Source organism: Nocardiopsis alborubida, assembly GCF_012396365.1.
GTDB lineage: Bacteria > Actinomycetota > Actinomycetes > Streptosporangiales > Streptosporangiaceae > Nocardiopsis > Nocardiopsis alborubida.
In genome coordinates this window covers 177,665-200,640 of the sequence record NZ_JAAXPG010000011.1, presented here as the reverse complement: position 1 = coordinate 200,640, position 22,976 = coordinate 177,665, and the positions used below count along the sequence as shown (strand labels likewise).

21 protein-coding genes are annotated in these 22,976 nt (G+C 73.3%); 4 read left to right on the top strand and 17 right to left on the bottom strand.

Annotated elements, in window-relative coordinates:
• Nucleotides 1-463 precede the first annotated feature (463 nt).
• Complete coding sequence (gene tyrS, locus HGB44_RS13915) at nucleotides 464-1,762, bottom strand: tyrosine--tRNA ligase (protein ID WP_061082738.1); 1,299 nt, start codon at nucleotides 1,760-1,762, stop codon at nucleotides 464-466.
• 255 nt (nucleotides 1,763-2,017) lie between these two features.
• Here tyrS and HGB44_RS13910 point away from each other — a divergent pair, with 255 nt between their 5' ends.
• The 4 genes from HGB44_RS13910 (at nucleotide 2,018) to HGB44_RS13895 (ending at nucleotide 4,869) form a co-directional block, all read left to right on the top strand.
• Nucleotides 2,018-2,827, top strand: coding sequence for an alpha/beta fold hydrolase (locus tag HGB44_RS13910; RefSeq protein WP_061082737.1), 810 nt, complete (start codon nucleotides 2,018-2,020; stop codon nucleotides 2,825-2,827).
• Nucleotides 2,820-3,428, top strand: a complete 609-nt coding sequence (locus HGB44_RS13905) for a TetR/AcrR family transcriptional regulator (RefSeq protein ID WP_061082736.1) — start codon at nucleotides 2,820-2,822, stop codon at nucleotides 3,426-3,428. Before HGB44_RS13910 ends, HGB44_RS13905 begins: the two co-directional genes overlap by 8 nt.
• 3 nt (nucleotides 3,429-3,431) lie before the next feature.
• Nucleotides 3,432-4,013, top strand: a complete 582-nt coding sequence (locus HGB44_RS13900; RefSeq protein ID WP_061082735.1) for a hypothetical protein — start codon at nucleotides 3,432-3,434, stop codon at nucleotides 4,011-4,013.
• Nucleotides 4,014-4,158: 145 nt separating this feature from the next.
• Nucleotides 4,159-4,869, top strand: coding sequence for an HNH endonuclease family protein (locus HGB44_RS13895; RefSeq protein WP_061082734.1), 711 nt, complete (start codon nucleotides 4,159-4,161; stop codon nucleotides 4,867-4,869).
• A gap of 7 nt (nucleotides 4,870-4,876) precedes the next feature.
• On the opposite strand, the gene HGB44_RS13890 is transcribed toward HGB44_RS13895, so the two are convergent.
• The 16 genes from HGB44_RS13890 to argC form a co-directional block, all read right to left on the bottom strand.
• Nucleotides 4,877-5,284 carry a hypothetical protein gene (locus HGB44_RS13890; RefSeq protein WP_082768565.1) on the bottom strand — a complete coding sequence of 136 codons (408 nt, stop codon included), beginning with the start codon at nucleotides 5,282-5,284 and terminating at the stop codon, nucleotides 4,877-4,879.
• Between the two features lie 243 nt (nucleotides 5,285-5,527).
• Nucleotides 5,528-6,739: an L-2-hydroxyglutarate oxidase gene (lhgO, locus tag HGB44_RS13885; protein ID WP_061082732.1), complete on the bottom strand. Its 1,212-nt coding sequence runs from the start codon at nucleotides 6,737-6,739 to the stop codon at nucleotides 5,528-5,530.
• A gap of 47 nt (nucleotides 6,740-6,786) precedes the next feature.
• Nucleotides 6,787-7,242 carry a DUF742 domain-containing protein gene (locus HGB44_RS13880; protein ID WP_061082731.1) on the bottom strand — a complete coding sequence of 152 codons (456 nt, stop codon included), beginning with the start codon at nucleotides 7,240-7,242 and terminating at the stop codon, nucleotides 6,787-6,789.
• Nucleotides 7,232-10,006 carry a nitrate- and nitrite sensing domain-containing protein gene (locus HGB44_RS13875; protein ID WP_168444017.1) on the bottom strand — a complete coding sequence of 925 codons (2,775 nt, stop codon included), beginning with the start codon at nucleotides 10,004-10,006 and terminating at the stop codon, nucleotides 7,232-7,234. The genes HGB44_RS13880 and HGB44_RS13875 overlap by 11 nt, the downstream gene beginning before the upstream one ends.
• Nucleotides 10,007-10,330: 324 nt before the next feature.
• Nucleotides 10,331-11,248 carry a sirohydrochlorin chelatase gene (locus HGB44_RS13870; protein WP_061082729.1) on the bottom strand — a complete coding sequence of 306 codons (918 nt, stop codon included), beginning with the start codon at nucleotides 11,246-11,248 and terminating at the stop codon, nucleotides 10,331-10,333.
• A 156-nt stretch (nucleotides 11,249-11,404) separates the two neighbouring features.
• Nucleotides 11,405-12,001 carry a GTP-binding protein gene (locus HGB44_RS13865; protein WP_061082728.1) on the bottom strand — a complete coding sequence of 199 codons (597 nt, stop codon included), beginning with the start codon at nucleotides 11,999-12,001 and terminating at the stop codon, nucleotides 11,405-11,407.
• A complete protein-coding gene (locus HGB44_RS13860; RefSeq protein ID WP_061082727.1) occupies nucleotides 11,982-12,476 on the bottom strand; it encodes a DUF742 domain-containing protein in 495 nt (164 codons plus the stop codon). The genes HGB44_RS13865 and HGB44_RS13860 overlap by 20 nt, the downstream gene beginning before the upstream one ends.
• Complete coding sequence (locus tag HGB44_RS13855) at nucleotides 12,473-12,907, bottom strand: roadblock/LC7 domain-containing protein (protein ID WP_061082726.1); 435 nt, start codon at nucleotides 12,905-12,907, stop codon at nucleotides 12,473-12,475. Before HGB44_RS13855 ends, HGB44_RS13860 begins: the two co-directional genes overlap by 4 nt.
• 1 nt (nucleotide 12,908) lies before the next feature.
• On the bottom strand, nucleotides 12,909-15,398 hold the full coding sequence (locus HGB44_RS13850) for a sensor histidine kinase (protein ID WP_061082725.1): 2,490 nt from the start codon (nucleotides 15,396-15,398) through the stop codon (nucleotides 12,909-12,911).
• Nucleotides 15,399-15,702: 304 nt separating this feature from the next.
• Entirely contained in the window at nucleotides 15,703-17,121 is a 1,419-nt protein-coding gene (gene argH, locus HGB44_RS13845) for an argininosuccinate lyase (RefSeq protein WP_061082724.1), read from the bottom strand.
• Between the two features lie 126 nt (nucleotides 17,122-17,247).
• Nucleotides 17,248-17,781 carry an arginine repressor gene (locus HGB44_RS13840; RefSeq protein WP_061082723.1) on the bottom strand — a complete coding sequence of 178 codons (534 nt, stop codon included), beginning with the start codon at nucleotides 17,779-17,781 and terminating at the stop codon, nucleotides 17,248-17,250.
• Nucleotides 17,778-18,725, bottom strand: a complete 948-nt coding sequence (gene argF, locus HGB44_RS13835) for an ornithine carbamoyltransferase (RefSeq protein ID WP_061082722.1) — start codon at nucleotides 18,723-18,725, stop codon at nucleotides 17,778-17,780. Before argF ends, HGB44_RS13840 begins: the two co-directional genes overlap by 4 nt.
• A 2-nt stretch (nucleotides 18,726-18,727) precedes the next feature.
• Nucleotides 18,728-19,936 carry an acetylornithine transaminase gene (locus HGB44_RS13830; protein WP_061082721.1) on the bottom strand — a complete coding sequence of 403 codons (1,209 nt, stop codon included), beginning with the start codon at nucleotides 19,934-19,936 and terminating at the stop codon, nucleotides 18,728-18,730.
• Nucleotides 19,933-20,934 carry an acetylglutamate kinase gene (gene argB / locus HGB44_RS13825; protein WP_061082720.1) on the bottom strand — a complete coding sequence of 334 codons (1,002 nt, stop codon included), beginning with the start codon at nucleotides 20,932-20,934 and terminating at the stop codon, nucleotides 19,933-19,935. The genes HGB44_RS13830 and argB overlap by 4 nt, the downstream gene beginning before the upstream one ends.
• Nucleotides 20,931-21,701 carry a bifunctional ornithine acetyltransferase/N-acetylglutamate synthase gene (locus tag HGB44_RS13820; protein ID WP_061082719.1) on the bottom strand — a complete coding sequence of 257 codons (771 nt, stop codon included), beginning with the start codon at nucleotides 21,699-21,701 and terminating at the stop codon, nucleotides 20,931-20,933. The genes argB and HGB44_RS13820 overlap by 4 nt, the downstream gene beginning before the upstream one ends.
• A complete protein-coding gene (gene argC / locus HGB44_RS13815; RefSeq protein WP_061082718.1) occupies nucleotides 21,698-22,726 on the bottom strand; it encodes an N-acetyl-gamma-glutamyl-phosphate reductase in 1,029 nt (342 codons plus the stop codon). Before argC ends, HGB44_RS13820 begins: the two co-directional genes overlap by 4 nt.
• Between the last annotated feature and the right edge of the window lie 250 nt (nucleotides 22,727-22,976).

The window sequence follows — 22,976 nt, the reverse complement described above, 5'->3', positions numbered from 1 at the left end:
TTCCTTGGAAGCGCCTCCCGAAGCCTAGCTGATTCGGAGCAGTGCTCGAACCGACCCGATTGGGAGGAGGAAGGATGTCGCCGGACCCGGTCCGGTGCCGAGCCGACCCGAGGGCCGCTCGCCGTCCTGCAGCGACTCGTTCAATTATAGGGAGGGCAGGGGCAGACGTCAAGCCGGAGCCCGGTACACGCGCCAACCGCGTGCTCCGGGACCCTGTCACCCCTGACGGGCGGCTTGTACGGGCCCCCGTGACGTGCGCGGCCCTCACACCGGATCCGCGCTGTTACGTCGGCTTTTGTTCAGACAACGGGCATCCTGCCCGGAAGGTTCCTGCTCGAAACCCGCCTGGCCCCTGTGCCCCTGCTGCGCCGCAGACGGCCGGGCCGTGCCCGGGTACCGGAACGCGGCGGTGCCCGGGCGCAGCCGCGGGCCGGTGGTCGGCACCGGCCCGCCGAACGGCGCGTCAGCCGTTGAGGACCAGGCCGCCGATGTTGCGCTTGCCCTTGCGCAGCACGACGAAGCGCCCCTGGAGCACGTCCTCGGCGCTGAGCACGGCATCCACGTCGGTGACCTTGACGTTGTTCACGTAGGCCCCGCCCTCCTGGATGGCCCGGCGGGCGGCGGACTTGCTCGGCGTCAGGCCGCTCTGCGCGAACGCGTCGGTCACGAGCAGCCCGTCGACGGGGCCGTCGACCTCGGCCCTGGGGACCTCGGCCAGGGCGGCGTCCAGCGTGCGGGCGTCCAGGTCGGACAGGTCCGCGCGGCCGAACAGCGCCAGGCTGGCCTCCTTGACCTTGCGGCACTCGTCCTCGCCGTGCACGAGGGTGGTGAGGTCCTCGGCCAGGACTCGCTGGGCGGCGCGTGCCTGCGGACGCTCCTCGGTCTGGCGCTCCAGCTCCTCGATCTCGTCGCGGCCGCGGAAGCTGAAGGTCCTCAGGTAGCGGACCACGTCGCGGTCATCGGCGTTGAACCAGAACTGGTAGAAGGCGTACGGCGAGGTCAGCTCGGGGTCGAGCCAGACGCTGCCGGACTCCGTCTTGCCGAACTTGGTGCCGTCGGCCTTGGTGAGCAGGTTCGTGGTCAGCCCGTGCGCCTGGCCGTGCGGCTCGTTGCCGTCCATCCTGCGGACCAGGTCCAGGCCCGCGGTGATGTTGCCCCACTGGTCGGAGCCGCCGGTCTGGAGCGTGCAGCCGTAGCGGCGGTAGAGCTGGACGTAGTCGTAGGACTGGAGGAGCACGTAGCTGAACTCGGTGTAGCTCATGCCCTCACCGTCGAGCCGGCTCCTCACCGTCTCCCGGGCGAGCATCTGGTTGATGCTGAAGTGCTTGCCGACGTCGCGCAGCAGCTCGATGGCGTTGATCTCGCCGAGCCAGTCGGCGTTGTTGGCCAGGACGGCGTCGGTCGGCTCCGGCTGCTCGCCCTCGGGGGTGAAGCGCAGGAACGCGGACAGCTGCCCGCCCAGGTTGTCGACCCAGCCCCGCACGGTCTCCAGCGAGTTGAGCTGGCGCTCGGCGCTGGGCTTGGGGTCGCCGATGAGACCGGTGCCACCGCCGACCAGCGCGATCGGGCGGTGCCCGGCCTGCTGGAAACGGGCCAGGGTCAGGATCTGGGTGAGGTGGCCGACGTGCAGGCTGCCCGCGGTCGGGTCGAATCCGCAATACAGGGTGATCGGACCATCGGCGAGCGCCTTGCGCAGTGCGTCAAGGTCGGTCGTCTGCGCGAGCAGGCCGCGCCACTGGAGTTCGTCGATGATGTCGGTCACTGTGTTGCTCTCTGTTGTGTAGGCGGGCCCCGCGGGGCTCGTTCTGCCTTGAAGTGTAGGCCGGACGCGACGGAACGCCATCCGGTTTTCCCTCCTCCCCACGCTATCGGCTGTGGTGGAGCCGCAGATCGCACGGCCCCGTCCCGGCGCGGACACGACCCCCTCCGGAGAACCCGGCGGGATCCCCTTGACTCGGATGGCTAATGGCATTAGCTTTCTGGTTACCAGGGATAGCCAAACGGCAGGGAGAACACAGTGCACCACCTCACACGCCCCCGGGGGCGGATCGCCTACGACCTCTACGGAGCCGACAACACCGGACCGCTCGTGGTCTGCGTGCCCGGCATGTTCGACCACCGCCACTCCTTCCGCTTCGTCGGCGCGGGCCTGGCCGAGGCCGGGTACCGGGTCGCCGCCATGGACCTGCGCGGCCACGGCGACAGCGACACCACCTTCGACGACCACACCAGCCGGGCGGCGGCCACCGACGCCCTCGCACTCGCCGAGGAGCTGGGCGGCGGGGACGTGGTCATCGTGGGCAACTCCCTGGGCGCGGGCGCCGCCGCCATCGCGGCCAAGGAGCGGCCCGACCTCGTGGCGGGCATCGCCCTGCTCGGCCCGTTCCTGGGCCCGCCCTCCCAAGGCCTGTTCACCCGCGTCGGCCAGCGGCTGCTCCTGATGCGGCCCTGGGGCCCCCGCGCCCTGACCGCCGTCTACGACCAGTTGCACACCGGCCGCAAGCCCGAGGGACACCGGCGCCAGTTGGAGCTCGTCCTGGAGATGCTGCGTCCGGCCGACCGCTACCGCGCCGTGTACCGGACGGTCTACGCGCGCAACGAGACCGTCGCCGACACCGAGGGGATGCGGGCCCGGGCCGTGGTGGTCATGGGCGAGCAGGACCCCGACTGGAAGGACCCGCGCGCCCAGGCCGCGCGGGTGGCCTCCGTGGTGGGGGGTTCGGTGCTGATGGTGCCCGAGTGCGGCCACTACGCCCACGCGCAGCGGCCCGACGTGGTCGTGCCCGCCGTGGAGGCGCTCGTCAGGGAGGTCGTGGCCGGTGCCTAGGGCGGGACTGACCCCGGCGGTGGTGGCCGAGGAGGCGGCGCGGCTCAGCGACGAGGAGGGGTTCGACTCCCTGTCCCTGGCCGCGGTCGCCAAGCGGCTCGGGGTGGCCACGCCCAGCCTGTACAAGCACGTGGACGGACTGGCGGGGCTGCGCCGTGAGGTGGCGCTGCTGGGCGCGAACGGGATCGGCCAGGAGGTGCAGCGCGCCGCGGTGGGCCGCTCCGGTCCGGAGGCGCTGCGTGCGACGGCCGACGCCTACCGCCGCTACGCGCACGCCCACCCGGGGCGCTACGTCGCCCTCCAGCAGCTGCCGGTGCTGGCCGGGGCCAGGGCCGAGCTGACCACCGACCCGGTGCGGGTCCTGGCCGCCGTCCTGCGCGGGTTCGGCATCGCCGAGGACCAGGACGTGCACGCGATCCGGGCGCTGCGCAGTTCGCTGCACGGGTTCGTGGACCTGGAGGCGCGCGGCGGCTTCGGTCTGCCCGAGGACGTGGACCAGTCCTACGCGCTGCTGGTGGAGGGGTTCGTCCGCACCTTCCAGGAGTGGCCGGGCACCGTGCCCGGCGCTGCCGTGACACACGAGAACACGAGGAGGAGGTAGACGGTGCTGGCAGGACACTTCGGGGTCGCGGGCATCGTCAGGGCGTGGCGCCCGGAGCTGCCCATGGGCGCGCTCCTGGTCGCGACGCAGTTGCCGGACCTGGTCTTCCTTCCGCTGGCGGCGCTGGGTGTGGAGAGCGGGGGCCCGGCCGAACCCGGCCTGAGCGGCTACGGGTCCCTCCTCATCCGTGCGGAGTACTCCCACGCCCTGGCCAGCAACCTGGCGCTCGCGTTGTTGGTGGGCGGTCTGGCACACGTGTTGCTCCGTGGACGGTGGGGTCGGGACGCCGGTCTGGTCCTGGGCGGGGTGGTGTTGAGCCACTGGCTTCTGGACCTGCTCGTGCACCGGCCGGACATGCCGTTCCTGCCCGGTGGCGCGGGCGGGCTGCCACTGCTGGGTCTGGGGTTGTGGGAGGCGCCGGTGGCGGCGGCCGTGGTGGAGGGCGCGCTGGTGCTGGCGGGCACGCTCCTGTACGCCTGGCGCACGCTCCGGGACCAGCCGAACCGTGTCCGGGCACGGCTCTACAGCGCGGGCGTGGGTCTGCTGTTGGTGGGTTCCTTCGTGTTCGACCTCCTCGCGTCCTGACGTCTCCTTCGCCCCGTCGACGCGACTCCCGGTGAGCAACACCTGGCTTCGAGCGGTGTTACGGCCTTACCCGAGCATGGGCCAAGCTGGTTGACACGACCTCGCGCCGTCCGTGTACGGCGCCCAACCCGTTGTGGAGCCCCTGATGCCCAAGAAGGCCGCGTCGAAGATCGGTGGTCTGGTGACCGCCGTGGTCGGCGTTCTCGCCGTCGCCGCGTTCGTGCTGTACCAGCTGGGAGTGATCGAGCTGGATCCCGAGCGCACCGCCGAGCCCCGGGACGACGGTTCGTCCGTTCCCGGGGACGGCGGCGCCTCCTCGTCGTCGGTGGAGCAGGCCCGACAGCGGATGGAGGAGTTGCGGGTGGAGGAGGAGAACGACCCGCCGGGATACGACCGGGCGCTGTTCCCCCACTGGGAAAGCGGCGTGCAGGACAACTGCACCACCCGTCAGGTGGTCCTGCTGCGCGACGGCGAGGACGTGCGGGTCGACGACGACTGCCAGCCGGTGTCGGGGTCCTGGTACAGCCCCTATGACGGGGAGACCCTGACCGAGGCGGAGGACCTCGACATCGACCACATGGTGGCCCTGAAGGAGGGCTGGCGCTCGGGTGCCCACGCGTGGACGACCGAGGAGCGCGGGCGCTTCGCCAACGACCTGGACTCCTCACAGCTGTGGGCGGTGAGCGCGTCGACCAACCGCTCCAAGGGCGACTCCGACCCCGCCGACTGGTTGCCGCCGCTGGAGTCCTCGCACTGCGACTACGTGGTCTCGTGGATCGAGGTCAAGCACGTGTGGGACCTGACCGTCGATCCGGACGAGGAGGCGGCGCTGCGCGAGGTTCTCTCGGGCTGCTGAGGCCGGTTCAGGCGGGGTTGGCGGCTCTGACACCCCGGGCGGTGGCCAGGAGTTCCTTCTGACCGACGAGGCCGAAGGCGTCTCGGACCTCCACCGCCACCCCCTGGAAGGGCGTCCAGAACGCCTCGGTGTCGCCGTGCAGAGCGGTGAGGCCGTTGTTGTCGAACTCGGTGAGCTCCCAGTCGGGCGAGCGTTCGTGGTATTCGGTCAGGAAGTCGCGGACGGCGGGCAGGTCGCTGAGCCCGTCGCCGCGCATGACCAGGACCTGGAGGACCACCCTGGCCCCTCCCCCCTCCAGGGTCGTCTCCCACACCCGGCTGGAGAAGGACACCCCGCCCCACTCGTAGTCGAAGTCGGAGACCGAGGTCCGGTCGTCGATCTGGTCGGGCAGGTGCCCGATGGTGAATCCGTCCAACTCTCCCCCTCGTGGGCTGGCTGCGGCCGGGGCCGCGACGAGTGCGAGCGCGGCGGCGAGGACCGCCGCGACCCACCGGAGAACACGCATGGTCACCTCCGGCGGCGGTCGCGGGACCCTCCCGCACCGCCGCCACCTCTTATGGTGGGACGCCGCGAGGGCCCGTTCCAGAGTGTCCTCGAACCTGTGGACAACCCCCTCCGACACGCGCGTGGCCCGCGTCGGAGCCCCCTACCCCGCCGGTCAGGGGACGAACGTGTCGGTGAGGAACTCGGCGATCGCCAGAGAGGACGTGGCCGCGGGTGAGGGCGCGTTGCGCACGCACACCACCCGCCCGTGGGTGTCCACGTGGAAGTCGTCGAGCAGGGAGCCGTCCCGGGCCAGTGCCTGGGCGCGCACCCCGGACGGGGCCGGGCGCAGGTCGGCGGCGGCCAGCTCGGGCAGCAGCCGCCGGGCCCGGGCGGCGAACGCGGCCCGCGAGGCGGACACGAGGGTCTCTCGTGCGCCCGCGGTCCAGTGGCGGCGGGCCAGGCGCCAGAACCCGGGCCAGGACAGGGTCCGCGCGAGTTCCCGGGTGCGCACGTCGCGTGCCCGGTAGCCCTCCAGCGCGGTGGCGAGGATGGCGTTGGGACCGGCCATGACCTCACCGTGGACGTGGCGGGTCAGGTGCACCCCGAGGAAGGGGTACCGAGGGTCGGGGACGGGGTAGAGCAGGCCGTTCACCAGGTGGCGGCGCTCGGGGACGAGCTCGTGGTACTGGCCGCGGAAGGGCACCACCCGGGGGTCCTCCGCGGCGCCCGCCATGCGGGCGAGGCGGTCGCTGTGCAGGCCGCCGCAGATCACCAGGCGGTCGAAGCGGTGGATGGTCCGCTCGCCCCGGGGGTCGCCGGTGAGGACGCGGACGCCGTCGTGCTCCTGGCGCAGGTCCAGCACGGGTGTGTTGAGCAGTACCCGGCCGCCGGACCGGCGCACGTCGTCGGCGAACTGCTCGGCGACGGCGACGAAGTCGGTGACGGCGGTGGTCGGCGAGTGCAGGGCGGCGACGCCCGCCGCGTGGGGTTCGATCGCGCGCAGGCCCTCGGGGCCCAGTCGGGTGACGCCGGGGACGCCGTTGTCCCGCGCGCGGCGTTCGACGTCGTCCAGGCGTGCCTCGTCGTCGGCGTCGGCGGCCACGAGGACCTTGCCGACCTCCTGGTAGGGCAGCCCGTACTCGGCGCAGTAGTCCCGGAGCAGGCCGACGCCGCGCCGGCACAGCGTGGCCTTCAGGGAGCCGGGTCTGTAGTAGAGCCCGGCGTGGACGACGCCGCTGTTGTGGCCCGTCTGGTGCGCGGCGACCCGGTCCTCCTTCTCCAGGACGGTGACGCGTGTGCCGGGGCGGTGGAGGGTGAGGCGGCGGGCGAGGGCCAGGCCGACGATGCCCGCTCCGATGACGCCGATGTGTTCGGTGCTGCGCATGGCGGCACGCTAGCAACCCGGGTCCGGGCGGGAGGCGGGCGGACCGGTCACAGCGCGCGCAGTCCGACGAGGACGGCGTGCAGCAGGTCCTCCCGGCCCAGCGGACGCGACGGGCCGCAGCGCTGGAGCGAGCCGTCGGCGACCATGTCGGAGACGATGCCCCTGACCTGGCCGACCGGCAGGCGCACCTCGGCGGCGAGCTCGACGACGGTACGCGCGCGCAGGGCGTGTCGAAGGAGTGCCTCGCGTTCGGGCCGCAGCAGCTCGTGGCGGCCCGGGACGCGCGCGGCGACGACGAGGCTGAGCAGGTCGGGCTCGTCCGGACCGCAGCGGGGAACGCCGAAGGCGCGGGCGTCGGGGTCGCCCGCGGCCACGGCGAAGGGGCGCAGGAAGCGCTCCTGGCCGGGTTCCTCCTCTGGACCGGGGAGGGGCGGGGGCGGGTCCGGGTGGGTTGTGGGGGCGTGGGCGGCCGCTCTGCGGCCGGGGGTGCCGTCAGCTCTCACCGTTCCCCCTCGGCCGCGTGGGGGCGGGTGCGCGCGCCGCGCCGTCGGGCCACGGTTCGGGAACGGGTTCCTGTCCGAGCGGGCGGCCGTGCGGGTGGGGGAGCAGGTGCTCCCCCGTGTTCCCCGGCGGGGTGGCACCGGGCCCGCCGGACGAGGGAACGTGTCCCTGCGGTCCGGTGTGCGCGAGGACGACCCCGTGCGGGCCGGTCCGGTCCGACTGCGGCGCGAAGGACTGCGGACCGCTCTGCCCGGAAGGTACGACGGGAACCTGCGGACCGGTCCGATCCGACTGCGGCGCGAAGGACTGCGGACCGCTCTGCCCGGAAGGTACGACGGGAACCTGCGGACCGGTCCGATCCGACTGCGGCGCGAAGGACTGCGGACCGCTCTGCCCGAGAGGCGGTACAGGGACCTGCGGGTCACTCTGCCCGGCACGTCCCACAGGAGACCGCGGACCTGTCTGACCTCCGCGCGCGGAAACCTGCGGACCGGTCCGGTCCGACTGCGGGGCGAAGGACTGCGGACCGCTCTGCCCGAGAGGCGGCACGGGGACCTGCGGGCCGGTCCGGTCCGACTGCGGGGCGAAGGACTGCGGACCGCTCTGCCCGGAAGGTACGACGGGAACCTGCGGGCCGGTCCGGTCCTGGACGGTACCGTCCGCGCCGCCCGCGGTGTGGCCGCGCAGGGGAATGGCGGCCCGCACGGGAGACGCCCCCCACCCGGTCGGGACGCCCGGCTCCCGTCCGTTCGCCACAGGGCGGCCCGTGGGCGTGCCCGAGACCGTCACGAGGTTGTCGACCGGCTCCAGCAGGGAGGCGGGGATGAGCACGGTCGCCCGGGTGCCCCCGTAGGGCGAGGGCCGCAGCCACACCCGGACCCCGTGCCGCCCGGCCAGGCGGGACACCACGAACAGGCCCAGCCGGGGGTCCTCGGGCAGGGCCATGACGTCGAACTCGGGAGACTGGGTGAGCGTGCGCTCGGCCTCCGCGTAGCCGCGCTCGGACATGCCCAGGCCCCGGTCCTCGACCTCCACCACCAGCCCCTCCGCGGCCGGTGTGCAGCCGACGTCCACGGGCGTGCCCGCCGGGGAGAACTGCGTGGCGTTCTCGACCAGCTCGGCGAGCAGGTGCACCACGTCGGCCACCACCTGCCCGTGTACGAGCACGCGGGGCGCCGAGGTCAGTCGGACACGCTCGAAGTCCTCGGTCTCGGCGATGGCGGCGCGCAGCACGTCCACGAGCGGACGGGGTTGGCGCCAGCGGCGGGCCGACTGCCCCCCGCCGAGGATGATGAGGTTGTCGGAGTAGCGGCGCGCGCGGGTGGCTAGGTGGTCCAGACGGAACAGGCGGCGCAGCGCCTCGGGGTCCTGTTCGTGGTACTCGATCTCGTCGAGCAGGCGGAGCTGGCGCTGGACCAGGGCCTGGTTGCGGAAGGCGATGCCCAGGAAGGCGCGGTTGGCACCCCTGCGGATCTCGGCCTGGAGCACCGCCGACTCCACGGCGGTGAGCTGGGCGGCGTCGAAGGCCTCGGCGACCTGGCCGATCTCGTCGTCCCCCCACTCGTCCAGCGGCGGCAGCTCCTCCTGCACGTCGACCTTCTCGCCGCGCTGGGCTCGGTCGACGATGCCGGGCAGGTCACCGTCGCGGTCCAGGATCTGTTCGCGCAGGTGGGTCAGGCGCTCGGTGAGGCGGCGCGAGGAGCGGCCGACCACGGCGATGGCCACCGCGCCGCCCGCCAGGGTGAGCGCGGCCGCCGCCACGCCCGATGAGACTCGCACCAGGGCGGCGCTCCAGGCCAGGTCGATGGTGCGCCGGGCCTGGACCCCGGCCAGTTCCTGCAGCGCCAGGGCGGCCTCGGCGGAGGACTCGTCCCACGCGTCCGCTCTGATGTCGACGTCGGCGTTCCAGTTCGAGCCCGCGGCTCCCTCCCCGGGTTCGGCCGGCTCCGCGAGCGGGCGCCGGGTGACGACCTGGCGGCTGAGGTCCTCCGCACGGGACCAGGCGGGCAGGGAGACCACCTCCTCGTGGTGCGCGGCCACGCTCGGGTGCATGGCCGCGTCGACCGATTCCAGGGTGTCGCGGTAGGTGGCGGTGAGGTAGGTGAAGTGCGCCGTCTCCTCGTAGCTCATCTCGCCCCGGGCGATGGCGCCCGCGAGCAGCGCGTCGGCGGTGGAGTAGGCGGAGGAGGCGCCCATGAGCTCGCTGGTCAGGACGGCGTCGGTGAGGTTCTCCCCGCCGTCGGTGGTGTGCACGAGCGCGGTGGTGGCTCCGGTGGTGCCCGCCAGGACCTCGCCGTAGCGCAGGATGGTCTCCGCCTGCCCGACGCCGTGCCCGTCCACGTCCGCGCGGACCTCGTCGAGGATTCCGGCGCTGTCCACCAGGGCGGTCGCGCTGCGTTTGACCTCGTCGTCGCGGGTTCCGCGCAGTCGCTCGGCGAACGCGACGGCCTCGGCCATGGCGGCGTCGGTGTTCTCCCGCTGCTCGTCGAGGGCGGCGCCGACCTCGTCGTCGCGGGTGCCGGTGCTTTCGATGCGGCCCAGGTGGACCAGGGAGAGGCGGCGTTCGGCGCACACCTCCTCCGCCGCCTCGGAGAAGACCTGTGCTCCCTCGCCCGCCTGGACGACGGCGCCCATGAACTGGACGGCGCGGATCGTACCGACGGCGGCCACGACGAGCCAGAGCGCGAGGAAGCACAGGCTCGGGATCAGCACGATGCGGGTGAGCTGCCTCCGGATCGTGGGCGCGTTGTCGCGGGTTCTGCGCATGGCCCCCTCCAGCCTGTGCGGTTGCCGGGCGGCGAGAGGGCTCCCCGGCGGCTTTCGGTCGAGCCGAGGCTATCGAAAAATCCTTGCTTTATGCTGTCAAACGATCACTATCAGTTGCCTTTTCTTTGGGCGGATCACCCCCGCGGATGTGTTACCACCGCTCCCGGGCGAAGAACCCGCAGGTCCGGACGCCGGACACACACGACGGGGGCCGCCCGCTGTGCGGACGGCCCCCGGGGAGGCACACCGTCGTGTGCCGGGGTACGGCGTGTCGCGCCCTCAGGGCGCCGTCGGGGAGGCTGCGTTCGTCACGGCCGCTCCCCGTCAGGACTCCGGGCGGTGTCGGGAGCCCACCGGGGCGGGCAGTTCCTCGACCGTGGGCGGCTGCTCCACTCCCAGGGAGTTGAGGACCTCGGCGTAGCGCAGGGCGGCGATCTTGCCCAGCAGGCTGTCCGCGCCCAGGGGCGCGCCGAGTCTGGCGCCGAAGCGCGAGGCGAGCGCCTCCAGCTCCTCGCGGGGCAGCTCCGGCCCCAGGGCGCTGGGCGCGATCACCGGGCGCTTGCAGCCGCCCTGGCGCAACTGGCCCACGATCTGCTCGACCGCGGCCTCGTTCTCCAGGTCGGCGGGCAGCACGGTCAGGCCCAGGCGCGCGGCGAGCAGCACCGCGCTCACCCCTGCGGCCCCGGCCGCGGCCTCACCGCCCACGGCCCCGACGATGATGCCGTCCGCCATGGTGGTGTCACGGGCGACCACACTGATCAGGCGCATGCGGTCCGCGCGCACGTATCCCGACTCGGCCAGCCGCAGGTGCAGCACCTCGGCGAGCATGGGGTGCGGCCCCAGGCCCTCGGTGACGCGCGCTTCGGTGCTCGTCCGGGCCACGGCCGCCTCGATCGCGGCGGAGGTGCCCGCGTGCGGTGCGGTGACCAGTGGGACGACGACGGCGGACAGGGGACTGCCCTGCTCGTCCGTGAGGTCGGTGAGTGCCTCGGTGAGGCTCTGTTCGTCGCCCTCGGTGTGGCCGTAACGGATGGTGACCTCGGGGCGGTAGGCGCGCACGAGGTCGGCCATCCGGGCACCGATCGACTCACCGTCGGCGCCCCTGGCCCGGTCGGCCGTGCCCGGGACCGCCATGATCAGGGCGGGGGTGCCGAACCAGTTGTCGAAGGACAGCGGGTTGCGGTGGCGGCCGGAGCGCCGCTTGGGCAGTTCGCGTGGGGGAAGTCGGTCAGAGTTTCGCATACCAGGATTCAGATGAGAGGCGGATGGGGTGCCCGGTGGGGCCGGTGGTCACTGCCGCGACATTGTAGCGTTCGGCACCATGTTTCATGGGCGTGTCCCCCGAACGTATACCGGATCGAATCCGCGTGGATTGTCCGGGTCGGCGGCCCGCACATGTCACCCGCTCATGACGGGGTTGCGGCCCCGGATCACATGGGTGACCAGCTCCACCAGTACCTCCTTGCAGGACTCGCGCTCGCGGGCGTCGGCCATGACGACCGGCACCTCGGCGGAGATGTCCAGCGCCTCACGGACCTCCTCCCGGCGGTAGACGGTGGAGCCCTCGAAGCGGTTCACCGCGACCACGAACGGCACCCCGCGGCGCTCGAAGAAGTCCACGGCGTGGAAGCAGGTGTTCAGACGGCGGGTGTCGGCCAGCACGACCGCGCCCAGCGCTCCCTGGGAGAGTTCGTTCCACATGAACCAGAACCTGTCCTGGCCGGGGGTGCCGAACAGGTACAGGACGATGTCGGGGTTGATGGTGATGCGGCCGAAGTCCAGGGCGACCGTGGTGGTGGTCTTGTCCTCCACTCCCCCGAGGTCGTCCACGCCGTAGCTGGCCTCGGTCATCACCTCCTCCGTGCTCAGCGGGGTGATCTCACTGACGGAGCCGACCAGTGTGGTCTTGCCCGCGCCGAATCCCCCCGCCACGATGATCTTGACCGCCTGGGGGATCGCTTCCTGCGGCCTGGTGTCAGAGTCTGCGGATGCCATCGAGTACCGCCTGAAGTACTTTCTTCTCGGGGAGCTGGGTCATGGGCGCCCGGGTGCGCACGTCGCCGTCGGCGAGGAGGTCCCCCAGGAGCACCCTGACGACGGTCAGGGGAATGTCGAGCCGGGCGGAGATCTCGGCCACCGATATGGGTCTGCGGCACAGGCTCAGGATGGCCTGCTGTTCGGGCTCCCCCTCCCGGTCCCCGCGGTCGGTGGCGGCGACGACGATGGTGACCAGGTCCAGGCGCGGGCCGGTGCGGGGCCGGGTGCGGCCCCCCGTCATGGTGTACGGGCGCACGAGCTGTCCCGAGGGGGCGTCGCCGAGCACGACGCCCGGCGCGGGCCCCTCCGACGTCGGGTGCCCGCGGCCCCGGTACCAGGCCAGCGCCCGGCGGCCGGACAGCGGTTGCGCCGCCTCGTCCGGGGCCGGGGGTTCGGCCGGCGGCACTCCGCGCCGCTCTCCGGACGTGCTCATGAACCGGCGCTCCCGGTGACGGTGAGGTGGTCCGACCGGCGCGGCGCGGCGGTGAGGAACTGGCCCACCCGCTTGACCCTCAGGTTCATCTCGTAGGCGACCAGTCCGACGTCCGCGTCCTCGGTGGCCAGCACCGCCAGACACGCTCCCGCGCCCGCGGCGGTGACGAAGAGGTAGGAGTGCTCCATCTCCACCACGGTCTGGCGGACGTCGCCGCCGCCGAAGTGGCGCCCCGTCCCGCGCGCCAGGCTCTGGAACGCCGACGCCAGGGCGGACAGGTGCTCGGCGTCCTCGGAGGCCAGCCCCCGCGAGCCTCCGAGCAGCAGTCCGTCGGCTGACAGGACGATCGCGTTCTCGGCGCCGACGACGCGGTCGACGAGGTCGTCCAGGAGCCAGTCCAGGTTGTCAGCGGCCTTGCTCTTGCCCACCATGTCAGTCGCTTTCTCCCGTGTGATCGTCGGCGCTCGCACCGACCTGACCGTCACTGCTGTGTTCACGCCCGTCGGCGTCGGCCCCGATGTCCGCGGCCCGGCCGCGCCGGGTCCCGGTGCTGAAGGCGTCCATCATCCGCCGCGCCTGTTCGGGGGTGCGCCGTGAGGAGCCCGGGGGGTCGGGTTCCTCGGCCTCCGGCGGGTCCTCGGCTCTGAGCTGGGGGGCCAGGCTGGCCTGCCGCCTGCGTCGGGGAAGTCCGGGGCGGTCGGGTCCGGCACCGACCCGGCCGGCCCCGGGTTCGGCCGCGAGGGCGGCGTCCGCGGCCTCGGTCTCGGGATCGGGTGACGGCACCCGGCGCAGCACGGGGGTGGCCCGGGCAGGACGCGCGCCGTCGCCGTCGCGCGGGACCGGGCGCAGGAGGGGCCGGGCCCGGTGGGGGGCGTCCTGCACGGTGAGCAGGTCGCTGTGCTGCCCCGACGGCTCCGGGGGCACCGGGTGGGCGCCCTGGCGGATGGCCGCGCGGGGCCGTTCCGGCGCGCTGGAGGAGGAGGCCACCAGGGCACCGGGAACGAGCACCACGGCCCGGGTGCCGCCGTAGGGCGAGTGCCGCAGCTGCACCCGGATGTCGTGCTTGGCGGCGAGGCGGGCGACGACGAACAGGCCCAGGCGCGAGTCCCCGCCGGAGGTCATGACGTCGAACTCGGGCGCCTCGCTGAGGGTGCGGTTGGAGCTGGTCAGGACCTCCTCGGTCATGCCCAGCCCTCGGTCCTCGATCTCCACTGCCACGCCCTTGGGCACGGACTCGGTGGCGATGGTGACCTGGGTGTGCGGCGGAGAGTAGGCGGTGGCGTTCTCGACCAGCTCGGCGAGCATGTGGATGACGTCGGCCACGGCGGCGCCGGACAGCGACAGGTCGGGCACGGAGGTCAGCCGGACCCTGGTGTACTCCTCGGTCTCGGAGATGGCGCCGCGCAGGATGTCCACGAGCGGGACGGGGTGGCGCCAGCGGCGGCCGGGCTGGGCACCGCCCAGGATGATGAGGTTCTCGGCGTGGCGGCGGCCCCGGGTGGCCAGGTGGTCGAGCTGGAAGAGGCTCTCCAGCAGGTCGGGGTCCTCCTCCTCGCGCTCGACCCGGTCCAGCAGCTGGAGCTGGCGCTGGAGGAGGGACTGGTGGCGGTGGGCGATGCCGAGGAAGACCCGGTTGACGCCCGCGCGGATGTCGGCCTGCTTGACGGCGGCGGCGACGGCGGTGCGCTGGGCGATGTTGAAGGCGTCGGCGACCTGGCCGACCTCGTCGTCGCCGTGGTCGAGCTGTTTCATCTCGGCGTCGAGGTCGACGTGCTCCCCCGACTCCAGGCGGCGCACGATGCGGGGCAGGTCGCTGCGCGCGCTGCCCAGGGTGTCGGCACGCAGCTGGGCGAGCCGGTAGGTGAGGCGTCCGGCGGAGCGGGCGGCCACGCCGTAGGCGAGGGTGCCCGCGAACAGTGAGGTGATGCTGCCGCCCACGGCGAGGGTGAGCATCCAGGAACTGGCCTGCTCGGTGGCGGTGACGACGTCGGCGGCGCGCGCGGCGGTGATGCCGGCCAGTTCGGTGTTGACCTGGTCGGCGACCTCGCGCCACCCGCCGAGCCCCTCGGGCGGCACGGGTTCGCGGACCTGCTCGCCGGTGAGGGCGTCCACGGTGACCGGGGCCTGGTACGTGGCGAGGGTGTCGGCGATGGCCAGGGCCTCCTGCCAGGGGCGGCTCCCGGCGAGGGCGGTCAGGGCGGGGGGATCGCCGTCGTCGGCGGCGAATCCGGGAGGGGCCATGTCGACGCGGTGGCGGGCGTCGGTGATGAGCGCGGCGACCTGTACCTGCTGGAAGCGGTCGAGGGTGTCCTCGGCGAGCACTGCTCCGATGAGGGCGTCGGCGTGGCTGAAGCTCTCCTGGGCCCACATCAGGTCGGTGACGGCGGCGGCCTCGGCGGTGGCGGGACCGTTGTCGAGGGAACGGGCGGTGCCGGCGTAGAGGCGGATGCCCTGTCCGATCGCGGTGGTGTAGACGGTGAGGGCGTCCTCGGCCGGGCCGGGCTCGGCCAGACTCTGGGCGCGCAGCTCCGTGACCTCGGCCAGGGAGGCGAAGAAGTCCTCGGTGAGGGGCACGGTAGCCGGGTCGCCCTGGTCGCCGATGGTGCCGCGCAGGTCGTGGACGGGGACGAGCGCCTCGTCGGTGCGCGAGACCGCCTCGGCCAGGGCGGAGCGGCCGTCCTCGGCGGGGTCGGCGAGGTACTCGGCGCTCAGGCGGCGCTCCTCCTGGAGGAGGGTGAGCGCGGCGGCGAGCCGGATCCCGGCGCGGCCGTCGCCGACCGAGGCGCGCAGCGACACCGCCTGGACGAGTATGGCCGTGCTGAGGACGACGAACAGCGCCAGGAAGGTGATGCTGGGGATCAGTACGATCCTGTTGATCTGAGCCCTGATGGCGCTGCGGCCGGTGCCTCCCGTGTTCCCCATTGCGTCCCTCCCACGGACTGGTCGCGGGCGCCTGTCGGACGTGGTCGCACCGCACGACGCGCGGATGCGCCGGAAGTGCCGTGCACCGAGGGGTCGTCACGGTTCGCACAGGGCAGACCACGCCTGGTGCCCGCAGACTCAGGACGCTACCGCACTCTCACCGCGGGTGCCGGGCGAATTCCAAAATGGGTGTGACGTGGGCGCGGCGACCGCGAACGCGGTCGCGGGAGGGGGCTCCGCGAACGCGTACGGGCGCGCTGACCACGGTGGGGATCAGCGCGCCCGTACACGGACTCCGCGGAGATCAGGCGGTGAAGGCCTTGCGGTGCTCCTCGATGTCCGAGCGCAGCTTCTCCAGCTGCTCGGCCACGCGCACGGGGGCGGTACCGCCCCTGCCCGAGCGCGAGGCCAGGGAACCGGACACGGTGAGGACCTCGCGCACCGCCGGGGTCAGGTGCTCCGAGACGGCGGCGAGGTCGTCGTCGCCGAGGTCGGGCAGGTCGATGCCGCGTTCCTCGCACACGCGCACGCAGGTGCCCGCGATCTCGTGCGCCTCCCGGAAGGGCACGCGCTCGCGCACCAGCCACTCGGCGATGTCGGTGGCCAGGGAGAAGCCCTGCGGGGCGAGTTCGGCCATCCGGTCGGTGTGGAAGGTGAGGGTGGCGACCATGCCGGTCATCGCGGGCAGCAGCAGGTGGAGGGTGTCCACCGCGTCGAAGACCGGCTCCTTGTCCTCCTGGAGGTCCCGGTTGTAGGCCAGCGGGAGCCCCTTGAGGGTGGTGAGCAGCCCGGTGAGGTCGCCGACGAGGCGCCCGGCCTTGCCGCGGGCGAGTTCGGCGACGTCGGGGTTCTTCTTCTGCGGCATGATCGAGGAGCCGGTGGAGAAGGCGTCGTCGAGCGTGACGAAGGAGAACTCCTTCGTCGCCCACAGGATGACCTCCTCCGAGAGCCGGGACAGGTCCACGCCGATCATGGCGGTGACGAAGGCGAACTCGGCGACGACGTCGCGGGCGGCGGTGCCGTCGATGGAGTTGTCCACGGAGTCGGGGAAGCCCAGCTCGGCGGCGACCGCGCGGGGGTCCAGTCCGAGGGAGGACCCGGCCAGCGCGCCGGAGCCGTAGGGGGACACCGCGGCGCGGCGGTCCCAGTCGCGCAGCCGCTCGACGTCGCGCACCAACGGCCATGCGTGCGCCATGAGCTGGTGGGCGAGCAGCACGGGCTGGGCATGCTGGAGATGGGTGCGGCCGGGCATGGCGGCGTCCGGGTGGGCCGCGGCCTGGTCGGCCAGGGCCCGCACCAGGTCCAGGAGCTGGTCGGCGATCTGCCGGGCCTCCTCGCGCAGGTACATGCGCACGAGGGTGGCGATCTGGTCGTTGCGGGAGCGCCCGGCGCGCAGCCGTCCGCCGAGTTCGGCGCCGACCCGCTCGATGAAGCCGCGCTCCAGGGCGGTGTGCACGTCCTCGTCCTCCAGGACGGGGGTGAACGCCCCGGAGGCCACGTCGGCCTCCAACCGGTCCAGGCCCTCGATCATGCGGTCCAGCTCGTCGCCGGTGAGCAGGCCCGCGCGGTGCAGGGCGCGGGCGTGGGCGCGCGATCCGGCGATGTCGTGGCGGGCCAGGCGCCAGTCGAAGTGGGTGCTCAGCGACAGGCGTGCCAGGGCCTGGTCGGGGCCGCCCTCGAAGCGGCCTCCCCACAGGCGCAGCGCCTCGGGCTGGTCGGCCATGGTGGTCTCTCCTTGACGTGTGGTGCGGCGGTACGGGGCCGGGCCCCGCGTCCGCTCGGGTGCTACGTGTGCGGGCGCCGGCCGCGCGGCCCGGCGGCGGGGTGCCCGGGACGCCCTCGTGCGAGGTTACGGTCTGCGGTCGGCCAGTCGCAGGAGGGCGGCGGCCAGGTCCTCGCCGCCCTGGGGGGCGCGGGAGATGACCAGGATGGTGTCGTCCCCCGCGATGGTGCCCAGGATGGCGTGGAAGTCGGTGTGGTCGATGGCCGAGGCCAGGTACTGGGCCGCTCCGGGCGGGGTGCGGACGATGACCATGTTGGCGGAGGCCTCGGCCGAGACCAGCAGGTCCTCGGCGAGCCGGGTCAGGCGCGCGCCGGAGACCTGTTCCAGGTCCAGGCTGTCGGGTCGGGTGCGCTGGAGGCGTTCTCCCCCCTCCCCCGGCAGCACGTAGACCAGGTGGCCCTCGGCGGTGCGGAGCTTGACGGCGCCCAGCTCGTCCAGGTCCCGGGAGAGGGTGGCCTGGGTGACCTGGACGCCCGCCTCGGCCAGGCGCCTGGCCAGCTCGCCCTGGGACCTGACGTCCTCGCGGGTGAGGACGTCGGTGATCCGGGCGTGTCTGGCCGCCTTGGTCATCGGCGCCGTGCCGCCGTTCTCCGCCGTCATGGCCGGACGGCTCCGGGGTTGTCGCTGACCTCCAGCAGGAAGGCGAGCAGGGCCTTCTGGGCGTGGCGGCGGTTCTCGGCCTCGTCCCAGACCACGCTCTGCGGCCCGTCGATGACCTCGGCGGAGATCTCCTTGCCGCGGTAGGCGGGCAGGCAGTGCAGGACGACCGCATCGGGGGCGGCGGTGGCGAGCAGGTCGGCGTCGATCGCGTAGGGGCGGAAGGGCGCCTCGCGGTCGGCGGCCTCGTCCTCCTGGCCCATGGAGACCCAGGTGTCGGTGGCCAGGACGTCGGCTCCCCGGGCGGCCTCGCGGGCGTCGGCGGTGACCGTGACCGACCCGCCGGTGGTGGCCGCGATCTCGGCGGCGCGCGCGACCACGCCGGGGTCGGGCTGGTGCCCCTCGGGGGCGCCGACGCGCACGTGGAGTCCGGCGGTGGCGCCGCCGAGCAGGTAGGAGTGGGCCATGTTGTTGGCGCCGTCGCCCAGGTAGGCGAGGGTGAGCCCGGCCAGGGCTCCCTTGTGCTCGCGGACGGTCTGGAGGTCGGCCAGGATCTGGCAGGGGTGGAACTCGTCGGTGAGGGAGTTGACCACCGGCACGGAGATGTGGGCGGCCAGGGTCTCCAGGTCGCTCTGGGCGAAGGTGCGCCACACGACGGCGGCGACCTGGCGCTCCAGGACGCGGGCGGTGTCCTCCAGGGGTTCGCCGCGGCCCATCTGGGTGCTGGCGGTGTCCAGGACCAGGGCGCTGCCGCCCAGGTCGGCGACGCCGACGGCGAAGGACAGCCGGGTCCGGGTGGAGGGCTTGTCGAAGATCAGGGCAACGGTGCGCGGACCGGCGAGCGGCCGGTGGCCGAAGCGGTCGTTCTTCATGTCGTCGGCGAGGTCGAGGACCCGGGCCTGTTCGTCCGGGGTCAGGTCGTCGTCGCGCAGGAAGTGGCGGGTCACGGCTACTGCTGCTCCTTCGTCGCTGCGGCCTCGGCTGCGTCCAGGATGGTGGGCAGCGCCTCGATGAACAGGCCGATCTGTTCGGGTGTGATGACCAGGGGCGGTGCGATCCGGATCGCGTCGGGGGCCACGGCGTTGACGAGGAAGCCGCGGACGGCCGCCTGTTCCTGCACGTGGGCGGCGTGCGGCGCGGTGAGCTCCAGGGCCCGCCACAGCCCGCTGCCGCGCTGTCCGGCCAGCAGGGGGTGGTCGACGGCGTCGATCTGCTCGGCGAGCAGGTCGCCCATGACCGCGGTGTGGGCGAGCAGGTTCTCGCTCTCGATGGTGTCGAGGACGGCGAGGGCCGCCGCGCAGGCCACGGGGTTGCCGCCGAAGGTGGAGCCGTGGTCGCCCTTGTCGAAGGCGTCGGCGTAGCGGCCGAACCCGACGCAGGCGCCGATGGGCAGGCCGCCGCCCAGGCCCTTGGCGAGGGTGAGCACGTCGGGGCGCACGTCCTCCTCCTGGTGGGCGAACCAGCGGCCGGTGCGGCCGATGCCGCTCTGGATCTCGTCGAGGACGAAGGCGGCGCCGGTGTCGTCGCAGATCCGCCGGACCCCGGCGAGGTAGCCCTCGGGGGCGGGGACGACCCCGGCCTCGCCCTGGGTGGGTTCGGTGAACACCGCGACGCAGTGCTCGTCGACGGCCTCGGCGAGGGCGTCCAGGTCGCCGTGGGGGACGAAGCGCACGTCCATGCCGAAGGGTCCGAAGGGCTCGCGGATGGCCTCCTTGCCGGTGAGGGCGAGGGCGCCGGAGGTGCGGCCGTGGAAGCCGTGGGCGGCGGCGACGAAGTAGTGGCGGCCGGGCCCGGCGGCACGCTTGACCAGCTTGAGCGCGGCCTCGTTGGCCTCGGTGCCGGAGTTGGTGAAGAAGACCTTGGCGTCGCCGCCGACCAGGCCGATCAGGCGCTCGGCGAGTTGGACCTCGCGTTCGTGGACGAACAGGTTGCTGGTGTGGGCGAGCGTGGCCGCCTGGTGGGCGACCGCCTTGACCAGGGCGGGGTGTCCGTGTCCGAGGCTGGAGACGGCGATCCCGGCGATGAGGTCGAGGTACTGGCGGCCGTCGGCGTCGTAGACCTCGCAGCCGCGCCCGAGGGTGAGGGCCACGGGCGGGACGCCGTAGGTGGGCATGAGCGAGGCCGCGAAGCGCTCGCGCAGGTGGGAACCGCTGGTCACTGTGCGCCTCCTTCGTTGGTGACGGTGGTGTGCGTGTTGCGCCAGGGGCGCGGGAGGTGGCCGTTGCCCGCGAACAGGGCGGCCTCCAGTTCCTCGTCGGCGACCATGGTGCCCACGCCCTGGTCGGTGAAGACCTCCAGGAGCAGGGAGTGGGGCACACGGCCGTCGATGATGTGGGCCTGGGGGACGCCGCCCTCCACGGCGTGCAGGCAGGCCTCCATCTTGGGGAGCATCCCCGAGGACAGGGAGGGCAGCAGGGCGCGCAGCTCGTCGACGTCCAGGCGGCTGATCAGCTCGGTGTTGCGGGGGTAGTCGGAGAACAGCCCCTCGACGTCGGTGAGCATGATGAGCTTGCTGGCGCCCAGGGCGACCGCGAGGGCGGAGGCGGCGGTGTCGGCGTTGACGTTGTAGACGCCGCCGTCGTCGGCGCGGGCGACGCTGGAGACCACGGGGATGCGGCCGTCGTCCAGGAGCGCGGCGACGGCTCCGGGGTCGACCCCCGTGATCTCGCCGACGCGGCCGAGGTCGACGGTCTCGCCGTCGACCTCGACGGTCTTGCGCACGGCGGACAGGAGGTTGGCGTCCTCGCCGGACATGCCGACGGCGAAGGGGCCGTGCTGGTTGACCAGGCCGACGATCTCGCGGTTGACCTGGCCGGTGAGGACCATGCGGACGATGTCCATGGCCTCGTCGGTGGTCACGCGCAGTCCGGCGGTGAAGGTGGACTCCACGCCGGAGCGCTCGAGCTGGGCGCTGATCTGGGGGCCGCCGCCGTGCACGACGACGGGTCGCAGGCCCGCGTAGCGCAGGAAGACGATGGACTCGGCGAAGCGGACCCGCAGCTCCTCGCTGATCATGGCGTTGCCGCCGTACTTGACCACGACGGTGCGGCCGTGGAAGCGGGAGAGCCAGGGCAGCGCCTCGATGAGGTGGGCCGCCTTGTCCAGGGCGCGGGCCCTGGCCGGATCGTCGGGGGTGTGGGGTGAGCGCGCGATCATGAGTTCTGGGCCCGGTCGTGGTCGGTGGCGGGGGTGTCGGCGCGCAGCTGGGTGGCCAGCTCCGCCAGCACCTCGGTGAGCAGCGCGGCGAGGTCGTCCTCGTGGGGGGACGTGCCGCTGGCTCCGCTGGCCATGAGCAGCACGGTGTCGTTGGTGGCGGTCAGCGGGTCGAGGGACGCCGCGACGGCGCCGGCGAGCAGGCGCTGGCACTGGTCGGCGGTGACGTCGGCGTCGGTGGTGAGCACGCACAGCGCGGTGGACAGGGAGGCGTCCGGCCCCTTGGCCATGGCGCCGACGGTGTAGCCGCCGCCGCGCCGGAAGGCGATCTTGGCGACGGTGTCGGTGGTGCGGATGGCGTCGGCGGCGTCCAGTCCTCCTCCGCGCGAGGCCTGGGCCAGGGCGGCGGTGACGCCCCGGAGCAGGGCGCCGGGGTCAGTGCGCCCGCCCGCGGGACCGGCGGAGCAGAGCACGACCTCGGCGGCGGAGTCGTCGAGGAGGTCCGCGGTGTGCTCGGCCGCGGTGTGGACGTCCTGGAAGCCCGTGTCGGCCCCGCCGGAGTCGATGACGGCGGCGCGCACGCGCTCGCCGAAGAGGACCTGCTGGGACCACAGGACGGGGGCGGCCCTGTCCTCGGCGGCGGTGAAGACGGCTCCGGCGGCCCGGGAGGGACCGTCGTTGACGACCACGGCGACGTCCCGGGCGCCGCCGCCCTTGAGCCCGGCGGCGACTCCGGCGGCGCGGAAGCCCCGGGGCGCGGTGACGCTCACGGGGCGACCGCCGCGAGCGGGAGGCCGGTGTCCTCGGGCAGGCCGAGGGCGAGGTTGGTGCTCTGGACGGCGCCGCCCGCGGTGCCCTTGGTGAGGTTGTCCAGGGCGGCGACGGCGACCATGCGGCCCGCGTCGGGGTCGACGGTGACCTGCACGAGGGTGGTGTTGGCGGCCAGCGTCATGGCGGTGCTGGGCCAGGTGCCCTCGGGGAGCAGGTGGACGAAGGGCTCGTCGGCGTAGGCGGTCTGGTAGGCGGCGCGGACCTGCTCTGCGGTGGCGCCCTCCTTCAGGGGCGCGGTGCAGGTGGCCAGGATGCCGCGGGGCAGCGGGGCCAGGACCGGGGTGAAGGAGAGCCTGACCGGCTCGCCGGTGACCGCGGTGAGGTTCTGGACGATCTCGGGGTTGTGCCGGTGGGTGCCGCCGACCCCGTAGGGGCTGAGGGCGCCCATGACCTCGCTGCCGACGAGGTTGGGCTTGGGCGCCTTGCCCGCGCCGGAGGTGCCGGTGACGGCGACGACGGTCAGGTCGGGCTCGACGAGCTGCTCGGCCAGGCCCGGGAAGAGGGCCAGCGTGGCGACGGTGACGTGGCAGCCGGGGACGGCGACGCGGCGGGCCCCGGTGAGTCGTTCGCGCTGTCCGGGGAGTTCGGGAAGACCATAGGGCCAGGTCCCGGCGTGCGGGGTGCCGTAGAAGCGTTCCCATGCGGCGGCGTCGTTGAGGCGGAAGTCGGCGCCGCAGTCGACCACGAGGGTGTCGTCCCCGAGCTGCTGGGCGATGTCGGCGGACTGCCCGTGCGGGAGGGCCAGGTAGACGACGTCGTGGCCGCGCAGCTCCTCGACGGTGGTGGGCGCCAGGACCCGGTCGGCCAGCGGCAGCAGGTGCGGCTGGTGCTGGATGAGGGGGGTCCCCGCGTTGCCTCCGGCGGTGACCGCGCCGATCGAGATGTCGGGGTGCCCCAGGAGCAGGCGCAGCAGCTCGCCTCCCGCGTAGCCGCTGGCTCCGGCGATGGCCGCTGTGTGTCCCATGGTGGTGCCCCCTGATCAGTTCGACTGAACTATCATGCACTCACGTGTAAATTTATGCAACCAGATTCGCCGAAGACCCCACCGCTTGTGGGAGGGGTCTCATCACGGGGGCCGCCCGGCTGCTCGGTGCCCATGCGGCGCCCCGGGAGTGGCCCTTTTCAGGCGGCCTCCACCAGGCACCCGCAGGGCCCGGGCAGACGCTCGGTCCAGCGGGGTCCGCGTAGAACCTCCAGCAGGCCCGCGTCCCGGC